At 31.7% G+C, this 19,026-nt stretch carries 19 protein-coding genes and 1 riboswitch; of the genes, 12 read left to right on the top strand and 7 right to left on the bottom strand.

Translation table 11 applies throughout. From position 1 onward, the window contains the following. Window positions 1–2 precede the first annotated feature (2 nt). Both H9L18_RS13675 and yaaA read right to left on the bottom strand, forming a co-directional pair. Window positions 3–767, bottom strand: a complete 765-nt coding sequence (locus H9L18_RS13675) for an AAC(3) family N-acetyltransferase (protein WP_126792977.1) — start codon at window positions 765–767, stop codon at window positions 3–5. Between the two features lie 14 nt (window positions 768–781). Further along, window positions 782–1,528 (bottom strand): peroxide stress protein YaaA, encoded by a 747-nt coding sequence (yaaA, locus tag H9L18_RS13670; protein ID WP_126792975.1) that lies wholly within the window; start codon window positions 1,526–1,528, stop codon window positions 782–784. A 202-nt stretch (window positions 1,529–1,730) separates the two neighbouring features. After that, a riboswitch (purine riboswitch) is annotated at window positions 1,731–1,832 on the top strand. Between the two features lie 50 nt (window positions 1,833–1,882). Here yaaA and H9L18_RS13665 point away from each other — a divergent pair. The 5 genes from H9L18_RS13665 to H9L18_RS13645 all read left to right on the top strand — a co-directional run bounded on the left by H9L18_RS13665 (window position 1,883) and on the right by H9L18_RS13645 (window position 6,925). After that, the gene (locus H9L18_RS13665) at window positions 1,883–3,259 is read left to right on the top strand and encodes an NCS2 family permease (protein WP_126792973.1); all 1,377 of its coding nucleotides are present in this window, start codon (window positions 1,883–1,885) and stop codon (window positions 3,257–3,259) included. 95 nt (window positions 3,260–3,354) lie between these two features. Further along, window positions 3,355–4,095 carry a MerR family transcriptional regulator gene (locus tag H9L18_RS13660; RefSeq protein WP_126792971.1) on the top strand — a complete coding sequence of 247 codons (741 nt, stop codon included), beginning with the start codon at window positions 3,355–3,357 and terminating at the stop codon, window positions 4,093–4,095. A 38-nt stretch (window positions 4,096–4,133) separates the two neighbouring features. Continuing rightward, complete coding sequence (locus H9L18_RS13655; RefSeq protein ID WP_126792969.1) at window positions 4,134–4,601, top strand: MarR family winged helix-turn-helix transcriptional regulator; 468 nt, start codon at window positions 4,134–4,136, stop codon at window positions 4,599–4,601. Between the two features lie 154 nt (window positions 4,602–4,755). Continuing rightward, window positions 4,756–5,982 carry an MFS transporter gene (locus H9L18_RS13650; protein ID WP_126792967.1) on the top strand — a complete coding sequence of 409 codons (1,227 nt, stop codon included), beginning with the start codon at window positions 4,756–4,758 and terminating at the stop codon, window positions 5,980–5,982. 61 nt (window positions 5,983–6,043) lie between these two features. Continuing rightward, the gene (locus tag H9L18_RS13645) at window positions 6,044–6,925 is read left to right on the top strand and encodes a PhzF family phenazine biosynthesis isomerase (RefSeq protein WP_126792965.1); all 882 of its coding nucleotides are present in this window, start codon (window positions 6,044–6,046) and stop codon (window positions 6,923–6,925) included. 60 nt (window positions 6,926–6,985) lie between these two features. Here the strand turns inward: H9L18_RS13645 and H9L18_RS13640 are convergent, their stop codons facing one another. From H9L18_RS13640 to H9L18_RS13630, 3 genes are all read right to left on the bottom strand, one after another. Further along, entirely contained in the window at window positions 6,986–7,582 is a 597-nt protein-coding gene (locus tag H9L18_RS13640) for a class I SAM-dependent methyltransferase (RefSeq protein WP_126792963.1), read from the bottom strand. A 104-nt stretch (window positions 7,583–7,686) separates the two neighbouring features. Then, window positions 7,687–8,817: an acyl-CoA dehydrogenase family protein gene (locus H9L18_RS13635; protein ID WP_126792961.1), complete on the bottom strand. Its 1,131-nt coding sequence runs from the start codon at window positions 8,815–8,817 to the stop codon at window positions 7,687–7,689. A gap of 185 nt (window positions 8,818–9,002) precedes the next feature. Next, window positions 9,003–9,143, bottom strand: coding sequence for a hypothetical protein (locus tag H9L18_RS13630; protein WP_185847451.1), 141 nt, complete (start codon window positions 9,141–9,143; stop codon window positions 9,003–9,005). A 190-nt stretch (window positions 9,144–9,333) separates the two neighbouring features. On the opposite strand from H9L18_RS13630, the gene H9L18_RS13625 reads away from it, so the two are divergent. From H9L18_RS13625 to H9L18_RS13615, 3 genes are read left to right on the top strand one after another with little or no spacing between them, the layout of a single operon-like run. Further along, a complete protein-coding gene (locus H9L18_RS13625) occupies window positions 9,334–9,933 on the top strand; it encodes a TetR/AcrR family transcriptional regulator (RefSeq protein WP_126792959.1) in 600 nt (199 codons plus the stop codon). A gap of 12 nt (window positions 9,934–9,945) precedes the next feature. Next, on the top strand, window positions 9,946–10,476 hold the full coding sequence (locus tag H9L18_RS13620; RefSeq protein WP_126792957.1) for a GNAT family N-acetyltransferase: 531 nt from the start codon (window positions 9,946–9,948) through the stop codon (window positions 10,474–10,476). A gap of 15 nt (window positions 10,477–10,491) precedes the next feature. Continuing rightward, window positions 10,492–11,031: a DUF1697 domain-containing protein gene (locus tag H9L18_RS13615; protein ID WP_126792955.1), complete on the top strand. Its 540-nt coding sequence runs from the start codon at window positions 10,492–10,494 to the stop codon at window positions 11,029–11,031. Between the two features lie 41 nt (window positions 11,032–11,072). Here H9L18_RS13615 and H9L18_RS13610 read toward each other — a convergent pair whose 3' ends face one another. Continuing rightward, entirely contained in the window at window positions 11,073–11,537 is a 465-nt protein-coding gene (locus tag H9L18_RS13610; protein WP_126792953.1) for a phage tail protein, read from the bottom strand. A 76-nt stretch (window positions 11,538–11,613) separates the two neighbouring features. Continuing rightward, entirely contained in the window at window positions 11,614–12,063 is a 450-nt protein-coding gene (locus tag H9L18_RS13605) for a GNAT family N-acetyltransferase (protein WP_126792951.1), read from the bottom strand. Window positions 12,064–12,392: 329 nt separating this feature from the next. On the opposite strand from H9L18_RS13605, the gene H9L18_RS13600 reads away from it, so the two are divergent. The 4 genes from H9L18_RS13600 to H9L18_RS13585 all read left to right on the top strand — a co-directional run bounded on the left by H9L18_RS13600 (window position 12,393) and on the right by H9L18_RS13585 (window position 18,886). Continuing rightward, complete coding sequence (locus H9L18_RS13600) at window positions 12,393–13,487, top strand: hypothetical protein (RefSeq protein WP_126792949.1); 1,095 nt, start codon at window positions 12,393–12,395, stop codon at window positions 13,485–13,487. 222 nt (window positions 13,488–13,709) lie between these two features. After that, window positions 13,710–14,714: a helix-turn-helix transcriptional regulator gene (locus H9L18_RS13595; RefSeq protein ID WP_126792947.1), complete on the top strand. Its 1,005-nt coding sequence runs from the start codon at window positions 13,710–13,712 to the stop codon at window positions 14,712–14,714. A gap of 59 nt (window positions 14,715–14,773) precedes the next feature. Next, the gene (locus tag H9L18_RS13590; RefSeq protein ID WP_126792945.1) at window positions 14,774–15,349 is read left to right on the top strand and encodes an ECF transporter S component; all 576 of its coding nucleotides are present in this window, start codon (window positions 14,774–14,776) and stop codon (window positions 15,347–15,349) included. 150 nt (window positions 15,350–15,499) lie between these two features. After that, window positions 15,500–18,886: a coiled-coil domain-containing protein gene (locus H9L18_RS13585; RefSeq protein WP_126792943.1), complete on the top strand. Its 3,387-nt coding sequence runs from the start codon at window positions 15,500–15,502 to the stop codon at window positions 18,884–18,886. Window positions 18,887–19,026: the final 140 nt, after the last annotated feature.

Genomic DNA, 19,026 nt, shown 5'->3' with positions numbered 1-19,026 from the left:
TTTTAAGTTCTAGGTCTAGGATCTGTAAAGTAAAGCATGTCTTCTCTGTATTTAATTAATGCTTTATCCCAAACGGCAGGAGCATTCATGACACAAGAGCGACCATTTAATACTTGACCCACTTGATAGTCAGTTCCTTCTTCTAAAATATCAAGAATACGGTCATAACGTTGTTCAAAACCATTGAAATCATGTCGTAAAACATTCATTGTGATAGTTTCTTTATTTTCAAGAATGATCTTATAGTCATAATTATAGTTGAATAAATATTCGGGAAGCACCATCTCTTCAACTCCGTGTAAGCTTGTGTTTCTAGCAAAAGGAGCACCAAGCATAACGATTTTACCGCCACGTCTATATGCTTCACTTAGTGGAGAGTTAACACCAACTGGACTGTGGTCTTTGTAGTGATTTTTAGTAAAACTATCAGCATCTTTTCCCCAAGCAGCCAAGCTATGAGTGGGGTGAACACTTCTGACAACATCTTTTGATAAACGCATTGTTTCAGGCAAAATACCAATACAAACTGGCGTGTTTAAAACATCAAACACTCGGTTATCTATATCCACATTTTTATAAGTGAAAGTGGGAATAATAAGAGTTCCTTCTGAGACTGTTTCTTTTAGAGCTTCAATGACTGCTTCTGGGCCACCTTCAATTTGATCCTCTCCGCGAAGACTATTGTATGATGAGTGGACAACAATAATATCATCTTTTTTGACACCTAGTTTTCTAAGGTCTGTCATAATTTGTTTTGGATTTAACATATAATTCTCCTTTACTATTCTTGAAAAATAAAGACAAACGCGTTGTCTGTTGAGTGTTCAGCAGAAAAGTGATAATGAGGATGTTCAAAATTCTTAATTCCTTCTAAAGTAGTCACTTGATTTTCAGCTAAATAACGAACCATTTCACCACGAGCCATTTTGGCAATCGTTGCTTTTACTTTTAGTTTGTCATCAACGACATGATAAAAATGAATATCGATTAATTGATCTGTTTCCTTAAGAAAAGGAGTAATTGCTTTAGAGTACTCTTTAGAAGCTAAATTAACAACTGGATGATTGCTAAAATCAAGAGCTTCATAAATTTGATTGCCCCAAAACTTATACAAATTAGTCGATTCTTCTACAGCTAAAGGTGCCTGCATTTCCAATCGATAAGGAATAATGGCATCAAAGGGGCGTAAAATACCGTAAAAGCCAGATAAAATTCGTACATGTTCTTGAAGATACTCTAGAGCAGGTTTTGTTAATAAATCTGGAGCCATATACTGGTACTGAATACCTTTGTAACTCATAATGGCAGGAGCTGTTTGCGTATTAAAGCCAAATTCATGTAATCGTTCGTAATTTTCTTGAGCTAACTTGTCGCTACAATGCCACATTTTTTTAGCTTCTGAATAAGATAGAGTGACTAACTGATTGAATATTTTTTTCGTCTGAGTCAAAAAAATAGGCTGACTTTCGGGAAAGAAAAAATCTTGATCGTTAGTCATTTGTTTAGTGGGTGAGATAATGATTTTCATAAAAAAACCGCCTTTTTATTTATCTCATTCATTTTAGCTTACTATTTGAATAAAAGAAACTAAATTGAAATTAGGTGGGTAAAATGAACATTAGTTATTTTTGATAACTAAAATTAAGGATATATCAGTTTTTAATTAACTATTTATTACTTTTATCTAATTTCGTTCGCATTTTGTGTTGATTGTTTTAAAAAATATTGTTATGATAGCTCAATAAGAAAACCATATAATTCTAGTAATACGGTCTGGAAGTTTCTACAAGTTACCCGTAAAGTAACTTACTATGGCAAAGGTCTTTTTGTCCTTCTGCCATTAGAGTGGATTTTCGCTACTTAAGGAGGAGAAAAAGAAAAAATGAAAGAAAAAATGGACCAATTTTTTGGTATTACAGAATCAGGATCAACTTACAAACGTGAGCTAACAGGAGGAATTACTGCCTTTTTGTCTATGTCTTACGTTATTTTTGTTAATCCGATTATTTTAGGACAAGCGGGATTACCTGAAGATGCAGTCTTTATGTCAACTATTATCTCTTCAGCTTTAGCGATGTTAATCATGGGATTGTGGGCGAGGTTTCCACTTGGATTAGCACCTTGTATGTCGATGAATGCTTTTTTTGCTTATTCAGTTGTTTTACAAATGGGAAAAACTTGGCAAGAAGCTTTATCCAGCGTATTAGTTGCTTCAATTCTCTTTTTAATTTTAGCTTTTTCTGGAGCAAGATCTAAAATTATTAAAGCTATTCCGATGACTGTTAAACATGCTGGAACAGTAGGTCTTGGGATTTTTATTGCTTTTGTTAGTTTTAAAAATTCTGGCATTATTGTTCCTGATGAAGGAATGTTCATTAAATTTGGAGGATTCAATAACCCTAATGTTATCATTGCCTTTTTCGGTATTATAACAGCTGCTTTCTTTTTAGTAAGAAAAAATCAATATGCTGTTTTTTTAGGAATGATAGGAGCCGCACTTTGTGGTTTGTTTATTCGTTTTGGCGCAAGTATGGATTGGTTTCATTTAAGTGAAAGTGTCGTGGCAACTCTACCACAATTACCAAAAGGTTCACCAGTTGTTGTACCAACAGGACCTTTTCAATCAATGATGAATGAAACCTTTTTAGTCTCAGTTAAAAATTTAGATAAAATGTTATCTCTTGATTCACTTATTGTTATTTTAACGTTCTTATTTTTAGATTTCTTTGGTACAGCAACAACTCTTTCTGCTGCTGCAACACAAGTATCAGACATTAGACGAGAAAATTTTGAAGACAATAAACGAATTTATAGTGCTGACGCAATCGGAACATTCTTTGGTTCTATTTTTGGAACATCAAGTTTATCTACTTATATAGAATCTGTTTCAGGAATTATTGCTGGTGCTAGAACTGGCTTAATGAGTGTTATTGTAGCTGTTTTATTCTTATTGTCAGCTTTCTTTTATCCTGTTTTATCTCTTGTTACACCAGCAGTTACAACACCTGCTATGGCTGTTATTGGTATTTTTATGATGCAAAATATCACGAATATCAAATGGGACGGTGGATTTGAAGAAATTATTCCTGCTTTTCTAACAATTGTTATGATGCCCTTAACAGGCTCAATTGCTCTTGGTTTAGTTTTAGGCTTTTTATCTTATGAGTTATGCATGATTTTTGCTGGACGTACAAAAGAAATTCCTAAAGTGATGCATGTAATAACTGTTATTTCCATAGCCTATCTATTTACTATATAAAATAAAAAAAGGAAACTTCGTAAAGAAGTTTCTTTTTTTTTGTTGACTCTAACGTTACGTTATACCTTATAGTAATGATAAAGGAGGAGACGGATATGTTTAAGATTAATGAAGTAGCTAAGTTAGTTGGTGTAAGTGTTAGAACCCTTCATCATTATGATGAGATTGACTTATTTAAACCAACAGAAATTTCAGAAGCTCGTTATCGTTTTTATTCAGAAGAAGACTTAGTTAGACTCCAACAAATATTATTTTTTAGAGAACTTGGTTTCACGTTAAAAGAAATCAAAAAAATAGTGCAAAGTCCAAGTTATGATCAAAAAGAAGCCCTACAGCTACAAAAGAAAATGTTATTAGAAAAGCGTGAGCAAGTAGATAACATGTTAGAAACAGTTGATAAAACAATTCGAGAATTAGAAGGAGAGATTAAGATGACACAAGAAGAACGCTTTTTTGGTTTTAATAAAGAATGGCATAAATACGAAGAAGAAGCTAAAGAACGTTGGGGAGAAGAGGTAGTAGATGAAAGTCATGCTAAACTTGAAAAATTGACAATAAATGAACAAAAAGATTTGGCAAATGATGGGGATATTATCTTTAAAAAATTAGGAAAGCTTCAAGAAAAAGGATCAGAAGATGAGGCTGTTCAACTAGTCATTAAAGAATGGTATGAATTTTTAAATAACAATTTTGGTACTTATTCTCTAGAAGCGTTTGAAGGATTAGGACAGCTTTATATCATGGATGAACGTTTTACTAAAAATATTGATAAGTATGGAAATGGTGTAGCTCAATTAATGAGTGAAGCAATGAGGGTATTTGCTAATAACAATTAGTGATATAATAAAATTAATATTACTTTTGGAGGAAGACGATGAGTGAAATAGATCAATTATTAGACGATTTACGAGTAGTCTACAATAAAATGGCTTGGTTAAATGGCGATAAAATGAAGAAAGCTTTAGAAGGATATACGGCTTCAGAAGTTCACTGGCTTGAATTTATCGAAAATACACCAGATGTAAATGTCACCAAATTATCAGAACACTTTTTCATGACTCGTGGTGCCATGAGTAAAGCCACTAAAAAGCTCATTGCTAAAGGTGCTATTTATAGTATTAAAAAAGCGGATAATAAAAAAGAAATTTATTTTGAACTGACAGAAGAAGGCAGACGGGTTTATAACCTTCATGAAACCCTTCACCAAGAATTTAAAATAAGAGATAAACATATATTTGACACGTTATCAAAAGAGACTATTTCAGAAGTTGATACGTTTTTAAAAAAATACAATCAGCATCTCACTTCAGAAATTAAAAAGAATGATTTAAAAATCCAATAATTAAGAGCTGACTGCTTCAACCTTTAAAGCTAGCCTAATTAATCGAAAACTGATTATTTAGGCAGGCTTTTTTATTTTGAATATTTTTTGTTGACAAAGAAACAATAAAGTTGTACTCTTTTTGTTGAACAGGAAACAAAAGGGAGGATAAATAATGTTTTCTAATAATAATCAATCAAATTTTACTCATCAATTAATTTTTGGGTTAGTTGCAACGTTTCTATGTGGTTTAGGTTTTAGTATTGTCATGCCAGTTACTCCGTTTCTAGTAAGTCCTTATGTAAACAACGCCAATCAACAGGCACTCGTTGTTACCTTGTTGATGTCAACTTATGCTGTCTGCGTATTTCTTACAGCTCCTATTATTGGATATTTCAGTGATCGGTTTGGAAGACGCCCCGTACTTTTATTTTCATTACTGGGTGCTACACTTGGTTTTCTCATATTCGGCTTAGCTAATTCCTTAGAGATGCTTTTTTTAGGTCGTATCATTGAAGGAATTACAGGTGGCAGTATAGCAACTATTTTTGCTTATTTCGCAGATATTACGCCAGAAAAGGACCGAACTAAGTATTTTGGCTGGATTAGTGCAGTAGCTGGTTTTGGAACAGTTATGGGACCAACGATTGGTGGACTACTGACCAAATTTGGTAATAGTATGCCCTTATTTTTAGCTACAAGTATTTCGTTTTTAAACTTTATTTTAGGCTACTTTGTTATGAAAGAAACAGTTGTCAAAGAAGAACAGCTTGAAAAGATATCTCTAACGGCTCTTAATCCGATTAATCAAATGAAGGGGTTATTTGCTAATAAAAGTGTTAGAATCATTTTATTTTTAGGCTTTTTATTGTGGATGCCAAATGGAGCACTCCAGTCAATTCTTTCTCAATTTTCAATTGATACATTTCAGCTATCTCCAAGTCAAATAGGGATGGTCTTTTCGATAATCGGTATTCAAGATATTTTGTCTCAAGTTTTTGTTATGCCGAAGTTACTGTTGAAGAAATCAGATAGACAGATTGTGTCTTTAGGAATTACCTTTCAATTGTTAGGCTATAGCTTTATTGTCTTTTCTCAAATAAGTTCTATGATTGTCTTATTCATTGTAGGGATGCTGTTATTTGGGTTTGGTGAATCTATTTTTAGTCCAGCTTTTAATGGTTTATTATCAAAATCAGTTTCTAAAAGTGAACAAGGAAAGATTCAAGGAGGCAGTCAATCCATTCAATCGTTGGCACGTATTTTTGGACCTTTAATTGGCGGACAGCTATATGTTTATGCTGGTCACTTTGCACCAGCTGTGATGGGAATTTGTTTATCTGTCATGGCAATTTGGTTAAGCTCAAAAGTGATTCGACTTCAATTGGTAAAAGACAATTAAACTTTTGAAAAAAGGATTGAGTTATGGTAAATATAAACTAACAATAGAAGGAGGGATTTACTTGAAACAAATAGAAGTTTACCGTTATGATGCTTTTTCTAAAAAAACAGGGATGGGAAATCCTGCGGGAATTGTTTTAAACGGGGATGAGTTGACGGAAGAAGAGATGCAAGAAATTGCTTATAAAGTTGGTTTTAATGAAACAGTCTTTTTATTAACTTCAATTTGTGCAGATTACCAGTGTCGTTTTTTTACACCAGGTCAAGAAGTTCCTCTTTGTGGTCATGGAACAATTGCTATGTTGTCTGCTTTAAAAACAAATGGTTTATTGATGGATAAATCAGTGATCATGGTTGAAACAAAAGCAGGTATTTTACGATTAGAAGTTTCTACAGATAATGGAGAAGCCTTTATCTCAATGGAGCAAGCACCCGCAAAATTTGAAACTTTTTCTGGTTCTAAATTAGAAGTAGCTGATTCAATGGGGATTAGTGAAGAAGAAATAGATGAGCGTTTTCCCATTGTATATGGAAGTACTGGAAGCTGGACTTTGTTAGTACCAATCAAAGAATTAAAAAGCTTTGAGCGGATGGTTCCTAAAAATGAGCGTTTTCCAAGTCTGTTAGAAAAATATCCTAGAGCGTCATTCCATCCTTTTTGTTTAGAAACATATCATGAAGAAGCGATGATGCATGGACGGCATTTTTCATCCTTTTATTCTGGAATAGAAGAAGATTCTGTAACGGGAACAGCATCTGGTGCTATGGGAGCCTATTTCACAAAATATATTGATGATAGATCAGAAATAAAAATGACAATTGAACAAGGGCAAGAGATGGGAAAAGATGGTTTACTCCAAGTTGAAGTATTAAATAAAAGAGATGTCAAAATTACCGGTACGGCTGTTTATGTGGAAACTTTTTTAATTGAAATTGATGGTTAACTTTTAGGAAAGGTTGTATTCTAATAGAGGTTGTGATTTAAACAAATCACAACCTCTATTTTATTTATAAGCAACTGCTTTAAAGAGAGTTGCATCTTGTTTCATGAAGAGATTTTTTCCTGAATGGAAATTATTAGATGAAATCTTGTTAAAGCCAGTTTGCTCTAAAAGCGTTGTTAATTTCTCTTGATCGAAACCATTATGAACACGAGGATCATTAATTTTTTCATTTAAATCAAAATCAACAATAATGAGTTGTCCACCTTCATTTAAAGAAGCGTACAATTTTTCTAAAAGAAGAGAAGTATCTGGTACGTGGAGTAAAACCAATGAAGTGATGATAGTATCAACTTTTATATCAGTGTCTTTTTCGATTAAATCAAGTTGAACAGTAGTCGCATTAGTAAGACCAAGTTGTTCTATTTTTTGTTTGGTTAGTTGAAGCATTTCAGAAGAAGCATCTGCTAAAATTAATGATTTTACTTCTTTACTAAAGTCTAAACTAACTAATCCAGTTCCACAGCCATAATCCAATAAAGATTTATTTGTGTGTTCTACTATATCGGGACGAATTTCATTTTGGATAATCTTGGCTAGTTCAAATCTTTCTTTTGTATCGTATTTATGAGAAAGTTGATCGAATAAATTTTTTTCCATGTTCTATACCTACTTTCTAAAGTTGCTACTTATTATATCAGACCTAGACGAATTGGAATAAATAAAGCACCTCACTAAAATTAATAAGTGAAGTGCTTTTTTTATTAAAGTATCGGTTGATCACTAATACCTCGGCCAACCCATGTTTTTAGAACATCAATTGAAGGGAACATAACTTGACTTGCAAAAGAATCACGTAAAAGCATTTCAATAGGACCTTGTTTATTGTAAGCTTTTCCGCCACCAATTCTCATCGCAAGGGTTGCTGCTTCAATCGAGTTTTCAGAAGCGATAATACGAGCTGTCATAATATTAATTAAGCCTTCAGGTTCTTCATTAATAAGAGATTCTACAGCAAAATCTAAACTAGCGCGAGCACTCACCATACCACTATAAATATTAGCTAAATGAATTTGAACGGTTTCAATATTTGCCAATGTTTTATCTGGATAATGGCGAGAAGTAGCATGCTCAACAGCAGCCTCTAAAATTGTTTTTGTCATACCTGAGTAGACACCAGCTAAACCAGTCATGAAATAAATAACGTCAATATTAACTGGGTATTTTTGATTAGCTTTCACTCGGTCAATGTAAACAGCATACTTATTATCAATTTTCATATCTTCCATAATCATAGGACATGAAATATTACCTCTCATACCAAGGCCATTCCATTCATTCTCTTTAAAAGTTAACCCTTCAGTGTCATAAGGAACTAGCCAGTTAACGGGACGATTATTTTCATCATTTGGGACAGAGATTAAATAGTAATCTGCATAGTTAGCAGAAGTAATCATACTTTTAGCTCCGTTAATAATTGAATAATCATCAAAAGTTTGGACACTAGATTCTGATTTAAAGACATGGACGCCTGTTCCAAATTCACTTCGAGCAAGAGACAGCATTTTATTATGTTCTACAACTTCTTTAATGATGAATTTTTTTAGTTCGTCATTTCCGAAGGTCAAAATGAATTTTAATGCCACATTGTGCATTGTGTAACATAACCCAACAGTTGGAGAGCCTTCACCAAAAGCTTGGCTGACATAAGCTTGAGCGTCAATATTAGCTCCTTCACCACCAAACTCTTCAGGAATAATTAATTTGAAAAAGCCTTTCTCACCAATTAAATCCATGGTTTCTCTAGGGAAAACACCTTCTTCATCGATTTTACTAGCGATAGGGACAATATATTGATCAGAAAATTCTTTAGCTCTTGTATAATAAGTGTTCATAAAAATCCTCCTTTAGTTTGTGATAATGATAACTATTCTCATCGTACCTTAGGGTTAGCCAAATAACAATACTTTTAAGTGTTAACTCATTCGATTGTAGCTATTTTTTTATTGAATTGTAAACTAGTATAAAAATATAAAAAAAGTCCTAGATAATAAGAAATTATCAGGACCATTAAAAATTACTATTTCTTTTTTTTATTCTTCAAATATGACTCACGTATTTCTTGAAGTTGTTTCTTTTTATCTACTTTTTCAGGCATATTTTTTTCGTGAAACTTAGCTACGGAAGCTTTACCTTTATAATCTAATTGATATTTTCCCATGTTGCTCACCTACTTCTATTGTTTGAAACAAAATTATTATATCTTTTATCTACTATACTTAATTTCTTTCAAATATTCTAGCAATTTTAATTAATTTATAAAATCAACTCACATCTAATTAATTGACAATTTTAGAAAAAGAAGTTATTTTAAAATAGACATGTGTATCTGTTTTATAGAAAGGTGATGAATGATGCCCAGAGTAAGTGAGGAATATTTAGAAAAAAGAAAACAACTAATTGTTAATTCTGCTGCATTAGTTTTTTCTAAAAAAGGTTTTACAGAAGCTACAATGAAAGACGTTATGACTGAAGCAGGTATTTCTAGAGGTGGTTTATATGCTCACTTTGAAAATATCGACGCTCTTTTTTTAGAAGTTTTAAAAATGGATGATGAGAAAGATAAGCAATCCCTTTTAAAAATAGGAGAAAATCCATCTGTTTTAAAAGGAATTGAACTGTGGGTAAGAGAACTATTTGAGGAGATGAATCTGCCTGATAGAGATTTAATTCGTGCTAGATCAGAGTATTTTTTAAAATATACAGAAAAAGAAGTTCCATATTTAGCTGAAAGAAGAAATGGATTAGAACAAATGTTGTTAACTGTTTTAACAAAAGGCGTAGAAGAAAAAGAACTGTCTAACATAATAGAATTACCTATTTTTGTTTCTGTTTTTATTTCTTCAATTGATGGATTGATGCTTAGTGAACATCGAGAACTATCAACAAATGATGAGAAGCAGAAAAAAGTAACTATGTTAATTGAGATGTTGCAACAGTATTTAGTATAAGGAGAGATAGAGATGTTTGAAAATGAAAGAATCAGATTAAGAAAAGTAGTAGAAACAGATGCAGAAATTTATAATCATTGGCGTAACGACACAGAAGTAATGGCTTCAACTAGTCCAGAACTAGATCAATTTACGTTGAAAGAAACAGAAAACTTCATTGGCTTTATTACAAGTTCTAAAAATAGTAAAAGCTATATCATTGAATTAAAAGAAGGCAATCGACCAGTTGGGATTATTTCGATGATTAATATTAATACGAAAGACCGTTCGGCAGAGTGTATTATCGATATTGGTGAAAAAGATGTTTGGGGACAAGGCATTGGAAAAGAAGCATTTAGTTTAATGATGGCTTATGCGTTTAATGAATTAAACTTTCATCGCTTGAGTTTACAAGTCTTTTCATTTAATAAAAGAGCGATTTCGCTATATGAAAAATTAGGATTTAAAGAAGAAGGCGTGATGCGAGAAGCCTTTTATCGTTTTGGAAAATGGCATGATGTTCACATGATGGGAATTCTGAAAAAAGAATACGTGGCATTATAAGAAAGAGGAAAGTACATGCAAATAGTTGCACTATTACGAGGAGTAACGCCTGTTGGGAAAAATAAAATTCCTAAAATGTCAGCTTTAGTTGAATTACTAGAACAAGAAGGATTTCAGCAAGTTAAAAGCTATATACAAAGCGGTAATATTATCTTGGATACAGATTTATCACATGAAGAAGTGAGTAAAAAAATTCATGATGTTATTAAAGAAAACATTGGAGCAGATTTATCGGTTATCATAAAAACAAAAGAAGATTTGAAAATAGCTCTTGCTGAGAACCCATTTGATGACTCCTATGATTATTCTAGAATTCACCTAGTTTTTACAAATGATGCAATCGATGAAATGAAATTAGAAAAAGTACGTCACACTGTATTTTTCTCTGAAATATTTCAAGAAGGAACAAGTTGCATGTATCTTTACTTACCAAGGGAAGCTCCTAAGAAAAAATTAAATACGAATTTTCTTGAAAAAAAGTTAGGTATTACTGGAACGATGAGAAAAGCAAACGTCATCCAACATCTATTTGATATGATGGATGACGCTGATTAATTGTTGATAATAGCTGGAATTAATAGAAGTCACCTATCGTCTTATAAATAAGTTCCTTTTATGACGAAAAATGAACCTCTAATAGTTCCGGCTAATTTTGATTTTTGACGAGCAAATTTGAATTTTCCTTCAAACTCAACAGGAATTTCCATGGCATCAGATAACTTAAAACCAACAGCGCGTTTACCACCCTCTTCAAGGGTATACATGATATTAACGGATAAGCCGTTTTCATAAAAAACATAAGCCATCCTAATACCCTCCACTTCAAAAGAAGAAACCTCTAGTGGTTGATAAGGAAAAATCATATCCCGTTCAGCTAAAATAGATTCAATCCATTTCAATGTTTCAGTATCTTCTGTAGCAGGAACTGTCACAAATTCATGTTTGTATTTATTCCAAAAATAACGAGCTTCGTTTGCTCGTAGTCCAGCCATTGCTTCACTAACAGGAGAATTTTCAAATCCAATAGTAGACACTTCTTTAAAATCAACTTTGTAAGACATGAAAAAAAACCTCTTTTCTTTTTTAAAAATTATACTCTAGTAAAGAATAGAAAGGAAATAGTTTGCGTGGTAACTATTAAAAAGTTAACGTCATAATAACTTCACCATTTTTTTCATCTACAGTATGTGTATTTATGAACCCTACAGATTCGTAAAAAGAAAATATTTTTTTATTCTCTTTAGTTGCGCTTAAAAAAATTGTCTCAACAGACCAGTTATGTTTGATATGTTCAACAATAGTTTTTAAAAACTTTTTGCCATATTTTTGACCTTGAAAATGTTGATCAATCATAAAACGGTCTAACCAGATGCTTTTTTCAACTTCTTTAAAGTCACCAATCATAGTAAATCCAACCAAAACATTATCATCATACAGAGCTAATGGTATCCAGTCAAAGGTTTTATCAAATGCTGCTTCCAATAAAGAATCTTTATTGGATTCAATAAAAGTAGTTTGTTCACTGCTGACAGATAAGTTAGCTACTAAACGCCAATTTTCTTGAGTAATTGTTTTTAAAAGTAGCATGTTTTATGCTTCCTTTCTTTTTATGTCATTGTATCACGGTAATGTTTGCTTAGTCTTATTATAGTATAATAAAACATGTTATTTATTGTAAGAGGAATGTATCAGTTACAACACATTGAAGATATTAATAATTCTGAACGATTGACTGATACAGATATTTTGATTCTATTGAAAATACTTAATTCAACAAGAGCTGAAGATGTATGAATTGAAACAAAAATTGTAGAAGAATAAATTATTTTTTGAGATATTCATATTATGAAAAGGTGTTATTTTATAATTAAATATGTAACAAAAAATTAATTACATATTTAGGAGGAGCACTAAAAATGAAAAAAACAGGATTGAAAAAAGTATTAGTAACTATGCTAATAACGCCAATTATGGTCGGAACAGTATTCGCCTTCGATAATTTAGCCTCTGTAACAGTTGAAGCCAATGAAGAAACTACTGAAACAAGCTCGGTGGAGGATATCGCCCCATTAAGTTTATCAGATTCATCAGAGGAAATTTGTATTATACGAGCTGAAGGTTGGGATATGAAAGAAGGTAGAGCTTTATATACCGATCTGTATCGAGTTAAAAAAGGTGAAGAGCTTGTGTATCATGCGAGAGTTTTAGATGGTTATAAATTAGTAACACCATTTTCAACAAGAAAAATGATCGTAACATCAAATGAAACATTCATTGCTTTTAATTATGAAAAAATTAAGCCGGAAAAACCAGAAGGAAATTATATTGCGGATGGACGTTATGTGACAGTGACCAACAAGAACTATAATACATGGTCAAATTTTTCATGGAAATACCGTCAATTAGGTAATGACTTATTGAATAAAACTTTCCAAGCTAAAGGAAGATATGAACATCAAAATGGATCAACTTACCTGTCACTCTATGACGCTAACGGAAAATGGTACGGCTACATCAATGAAAAAGGCGTTAAATTTGGCCAGGGAAAACAAGGTGCTTACATTGGATACAACAAATATGTAACCATCACAAGTAAAGGTTATAATACATGGTCAAACTTTTCATGGAAAACACGTCACTCAGGTACTACAATAACCAATAAAACTTACTTAGCAAAAGGAAAGTATCATCATATTAACGGCTCAACTTATTTATCACTTTATGACAAACAAGGAAAATGGTATGGTTACATTAATGAAAAATCAGGTAAAGTTGGTAAAGGTCAAGAGGGCTCTTATATAGCTGATGGAAGAAAAGTAAAAATAGCTAGTAAAAATTACAACACATGGTCAAATTTTTTATGGAAATACCGTCAATCAACTAAAAATATGTATAATAAAACATATACAGCACGTGGAAGATATCAACATGTCAACGGTTCAACCTACTATTCACTCTATGATGGAAAAGGAAACTGGCAAGGTTATATAAATGCAGCTGCTGTAAAATAATATTAGGAATAAGCTAGTCATAAATAATCAGATATTTTGATTATTTATGACTAGCTTTATTTAATAGATGACTATCTTTTTGATCAACTTTATTATATTTATTTATAATCGTTCAATACTTAGAAAGTGTAAGTCTAATTATATTGAAATTAAATAAAAACTATCATCTGATTGTGTTTTATCCTATAATATCTTTTGAATGACTAAAAAGGGAGAGTTGTTATGATGAATTCTCAACAACGAATGTTGATTATCTTTCTTCGTTTATTGAGTGGTAAAAAGATAACCAAACGTGAACTAATGGAAGAATTTGATAAGCAAAGCTCAACTATTCAAAGAGACATTGGTTATATTGAGGAAGTATTGCTAAGTGAAGAAAACGGAGGAGTACTATCTGATAACGTTAATATTGAACGAGATGGAAGAGGAAATTATCAATTAAAAAATATTGGTGATATTAGTAATTTAGAACGATTGACAGACACAGATATTTTGATACTTTTAAAAATACTTCACTCGACGAGACTTTTTAACCAAGAAGAATTTTTTTCTCTATCCAATAAATTGATTGCTACTGCTGATAATCAAGAAGTATTAAAGCAGTTCATCGCAAATGAACAACTTTACTATGAGGGAATTTCATCAAATGGTGTTATTGAAAAATTGGAGATGGTTATTAAGGCGATTGTTAACCATAATATGTTGGAATTTTCTTATGCTAAAAATGGTGTTACTGCCGTTTTTCAACGAGTTCCTAATGCGATTTATTTTTCGGATCTGTATTTCTATATGATGTCATCTTCTCATACGGCACAAGATGATTTTGACTTACTAGCTATGAATAAATTCAAAGTACATAGCATGATAGATATAAAAGTAATATCATCTCATAATAGAGTAGATTATAAAGATAAGTTTGAAGGTGGCGTTCTTAGAAACCAAGGTGTTCTTCCGTTTTTTGGCAACCCAATAACAATTGTTTTAGATTTTTACTATGATCCTATTTATGTATTAGATCGTTTTCCAAATTCAACAATTATTCAAGAAAATGATGATGGTAGTCTTAGAATTTCGATACAGGGAAATGATGGGTATGGAGTAAAAATGTGGTTATTAGGTCAAGGGCATCATGTTAAAGTAATTTCACCCAAACATATTAAAGATTATCTCATTCAAAATATGAAAGATACGTTGAACTATTATGATATTGAAACGAATAAAAAATAGTTTTTATTACATAAACGGAAATAACTAAGTATTATGAATTTTTTAAAAGGATGTTGTTTATGGAAGAAAGAAAAGCAGAGCTTAAAGTCTTAACTTTATGTGCTATTGCAGTTGCTATGAATGTTATGTTAGGTACTTTTATAGCCTTTATGAATATTCCGTTAGTTTATTTAAGCGGAATAGGAACAATTTTTATCGCAGTAAATTTTAAAATGAAATATGGTGTTCTCACAGGATTTACAACTCACTTGTTGTTAGCTATTATACACGGGCCTTCTTCTTTAGCTTTTGGTTTATCCAGTATGGTGAACGCTATTGTAGCCAATTTATGTTCCAGACGAAAATTTGATGTGAAGCAAGCTATTCTCACAGGGATTTTGGTTTCTTTAATAGGTTCTTTTGTTAGTGTTTGGATACGATTAATTCTTTATGGTGGCTTTTCAAACTCGATCACAGATGTCTTGATTTTAGCCATTCGAAGTTCAGGAGTTGCGATGTTTTTTGCTGCTTATATCGGTGCAGTAACAGATAGTATCATTGATAAAATACTTTCATGCTTATTGGTGATGCAATTAAGCAAGTTACCCCAACTTCAAAAATTTTTTATCTCAATCGGTAAAGGTGTAAAAGAATAATTTTAATAAAAAAGTCTCTGAAAGGGTTTCTAGTAAACTTTTTCAGAGACTTTTTTTATTATACAGATGCCCACAATATGCATAGGTTGTATTTTATAATAACGGTTGTAAGTATATTTAACCATGTAAAAAGTGTAAGGAGAGTAAGAAATGAAAGATAATAAAAAGAATGGTTACGTACCATATGAAGTCCAACAAGATTACAAGCCTAAACTAGTTAGAGGACGTAACGGATGGGTTATTAAAGGTCTAGTTTATCTTAGCTTAATTGGTGTAGGTATTGTCACAACTAATGGTAGTGAGGTACAAGCAGCTGAATGGAGACCGAATACGGCTGAAGAAATTAGAGAAAAGATTAATGAAACTGATACATCCTATACGTTTGCTGATGGTGATACGTTTTATGAAATAGGTCGTGCTATCAATGTAAAACATACTGTGTTAATGGAACTAAATGGCTTTGAAGAAGGTTCGCAATACACTGTACCAATTGGCACAACGATTACTTTTGATGGACAAAAAATTACATTAACTGATAAAGATGGCAAAGTTTTAAATGAACAAATTTTATCTGATGGAGATAAGGTTGATAAAGATCAACCATTTATGAATCAAACATCTAATCCAGTTATAGGTAAATCAATTGACTCAGCAACTAATAAAACAAAAGAATCGACAGACAAAACTGATACAACACCTGTTAATCAATCAAATTTTGATAATGGTAAACATAGCAATCAACGAAATCCAATTAAGTCAGTTGACGCTAATCCAGATAAGCCCATTAAACCAATAAAACCGACTGTACCTGTTAAACCTATTGAACCTAAACCAGAGGGAAATCGATTAGAAGAACTAAAAAAACAATTAGCTGACTTAGAAGCGCAATTAGGAAATAAACAAGTAGAATTGGAAGCAGCGTTTGTAAGACTCAATGAGGCTAATGCTAAAAACAAAGAAAATTCAATCATTTCAGCGAATGCTCAAATGGTAGTTAATGAATTGGTTGATAAGCTAGCAGTTGCTGAAGCAGCAATTATTGCAGCTCAAAATAGTGTGGTTGAAGCTCAGTCTGCCATCGATGCTTGGCAACCAACAGAAGAAGAAAAAGAAGTCCCAACATCCCTTAACGAAGCATTAATCAATGCTCAAGCAGGATTAGAAGTGGCACAAGCAAATAAACAAGCTATCTTAAATGAACAAGCAATTGCATTACAAGACTTAGAGGCAGCCAAACAATTACCAGTAATTGATGCAAATTCTATTGCAGAAGAAACATCTGCTATTAATGATGAAATCAATCATTTACAACAAAAAATTGACGAAATTCAAGCTGAAATTGCTAAACTGGAAGGTAGCACAAAACCAGAAGAAGATAATGGGTTAGAAGAAGCCAAACAGTCAGCAGTAGAGACTTTGGCTAATTTGAATTTATTACCAGAAGAATTGACCGATTTTAAATCAGTCATTCAAGCTGCTCAATCAGTGGAAGAAATTAATAATTATATTGCACAAGCTCAGACAGCTCATGAAAAAAATGAAGCTATAAAAAATGAGAGTGAAGAGTTAAAAAAAGAGAAAGCTAATGCGTTAATTCAACTAGATAGTTTAAATTTAAATAGTGAAGATAAAGAGATTCTTATTTATCAAATTAATTCAGCCACAAATCTTGCTGACATTAGTGATATTTTAACTCATGCTCAATCACTAAGTACTGAAAATAATAAAAAAGAGGAAGCTGAAAAATCTAAATTAGAAGCAGCTAAATTAAATGCTAAAAAGGAAATTAAAACACTTCATTTGTTGGAAGAAGAGCAAGCAACATTTCTTTCTTTAGTTACTAATGCAAAATCAGTTCCAGAAGTTTCAGATGCGCTAGAAAATGCGCATCAAGTGAGCGATAAAAATAATCAGAATGAACAAAATCAATTAGAGAAAGTCAAAAATGAGGCAATTGCTTCATTAGAGAAATTAAATTTAACAGAAGCAGAAAAATCAGCATTTAAGAATCGTATTAAAACTGCTAAGAAAACTACTGATATTAACTCAATACTGAATGAAGCAGTCGTAAGTTCCAATAAAAATGATGAAGCCGTAAGTAAAAAAGAATTGAATGATGCAAAAAAGAAAGCTAAGTCTGACTTAAGTAAAATGAATTTAATAGAATCTCAACAGACTGAATTTGATAAACAAATAGATGAAGCTAAAACAGTTAGTTCAATTAATACAATTGTGGCAAAAGCCAAACAAGTATCTGATAAAAATAATGAAGAAACAGCTAATAAAGAAAAATTGGAAAAAGAAAAAGAACAGGCTAAACAAAAAATTACCCAGTTAGAATATTTATCTGAAGCTAATAAAAAAGATGTGAATGGATTAATTGATAAAGCAAAAACTTCTGAAGAGATTAATAAAATTGTAGTAGAGGCTAAAAATCAAGATGATCAATTTAAGCAAGATAAAGAAACATCAGAGAAACTAGAAACAACTCGCAAAAATGCTCTTAAAGAATTAGCAGGATTGAACTTGAAAGGAAACAAATCGTTTGAAGAACAGATTAAAATAGCAAAAACTGAAGCTCAGATTGCGAGTGTCTTAGAAGCAGCTAAAGTTGAAAGTGCTAAAAATGATAAAACAGAAAATACTGGCTTAGAGAGTCAAAAAAAATCAGCGATAGATGTGATTAATGGAATGAGTCATATTACTGATACTCAAAAACAAACGTTTATCTCCCAAATTAACAGAGCAAAAACAAAAGATCGGATTGATAAAATAATAGGTTCAGCAACAAAAGAAAATGAAGTGACAGACTATATTGAAGACTATAAAGAAATTTCAGTTGAAACAGTAAAAGAGGTTGTTCAAGGTGTTCAAAAAGGTTTGGTAGATGATTATACAGTTTATGACTCCATAGAGAGTATTTTATCTAAAAAAACTGATACAACAGATGAAGTATTTGAAAAAGTACACGAGGAAATAAAAAAAGATATAAATTATGAAATATCTGAATCAGATTATGAAAAGTTACAAGTTTATTTTGAAATCAATGATCGTTATACAAAACGAATGATTGAGAACATTAATACTCTTCGTTCAGAGCTAGGATTATCTCCTTTAAATTATATTGAGTTATCTGATAAAGCTAAAGCAGCAATGTTTGCTCATACGATTGCAGAAGGGTACGAAAAAGAGCATTTAACATCCAATAATAGTTCAGTTTTAGCTAGTGAATTAGGAAATAATGGTGAAAACATGATCCCACTTAGTTCAGCTCCAGTGTCTAATGTTTTAGGTATAGCGGCAACAGTAGAAGAGTTGGCAGATATAATGTTTAAAAAAGAATTAAATGAATCTGAGTTTTATTCAACTGAAGGTAATAAAGAAGATGGTCATTTGCATAATATTATTAAAGGGAAAAGTAATAGTATAGCATACGGTGCCCTTGTAATTACAGGAATCAAAAATGGGAATGGTCCATTTGGTAGAGATATATTATATTATGACTATTCAATAACAGAAATATTTAGTTACAAATAAGAAAAACTCTAAATAGTCATAAAGAAGTGTGAAAGATAGTAAGATTTTATGCTTGTAGACTAAATCGTATTGCTAGATTAAATTCTATCAATGCGATTTTTTTATTTAGATATAGAAAAATAAAAAGCATTCATAAATAA

It is taken from the genome of Vagococcus carniphilus (assembly GCF_014397115.1).
Lineage (GTDB): Bacteria > Bacillota > Bacilli > Lactobacillales > Vagococcaceae > Vagococcus > Vagococcus carniphilus.
Note: the sequence above shows the minus strand (reverse complement) of the source record. Positions and strands in the feature narration are given on the sequence as shown.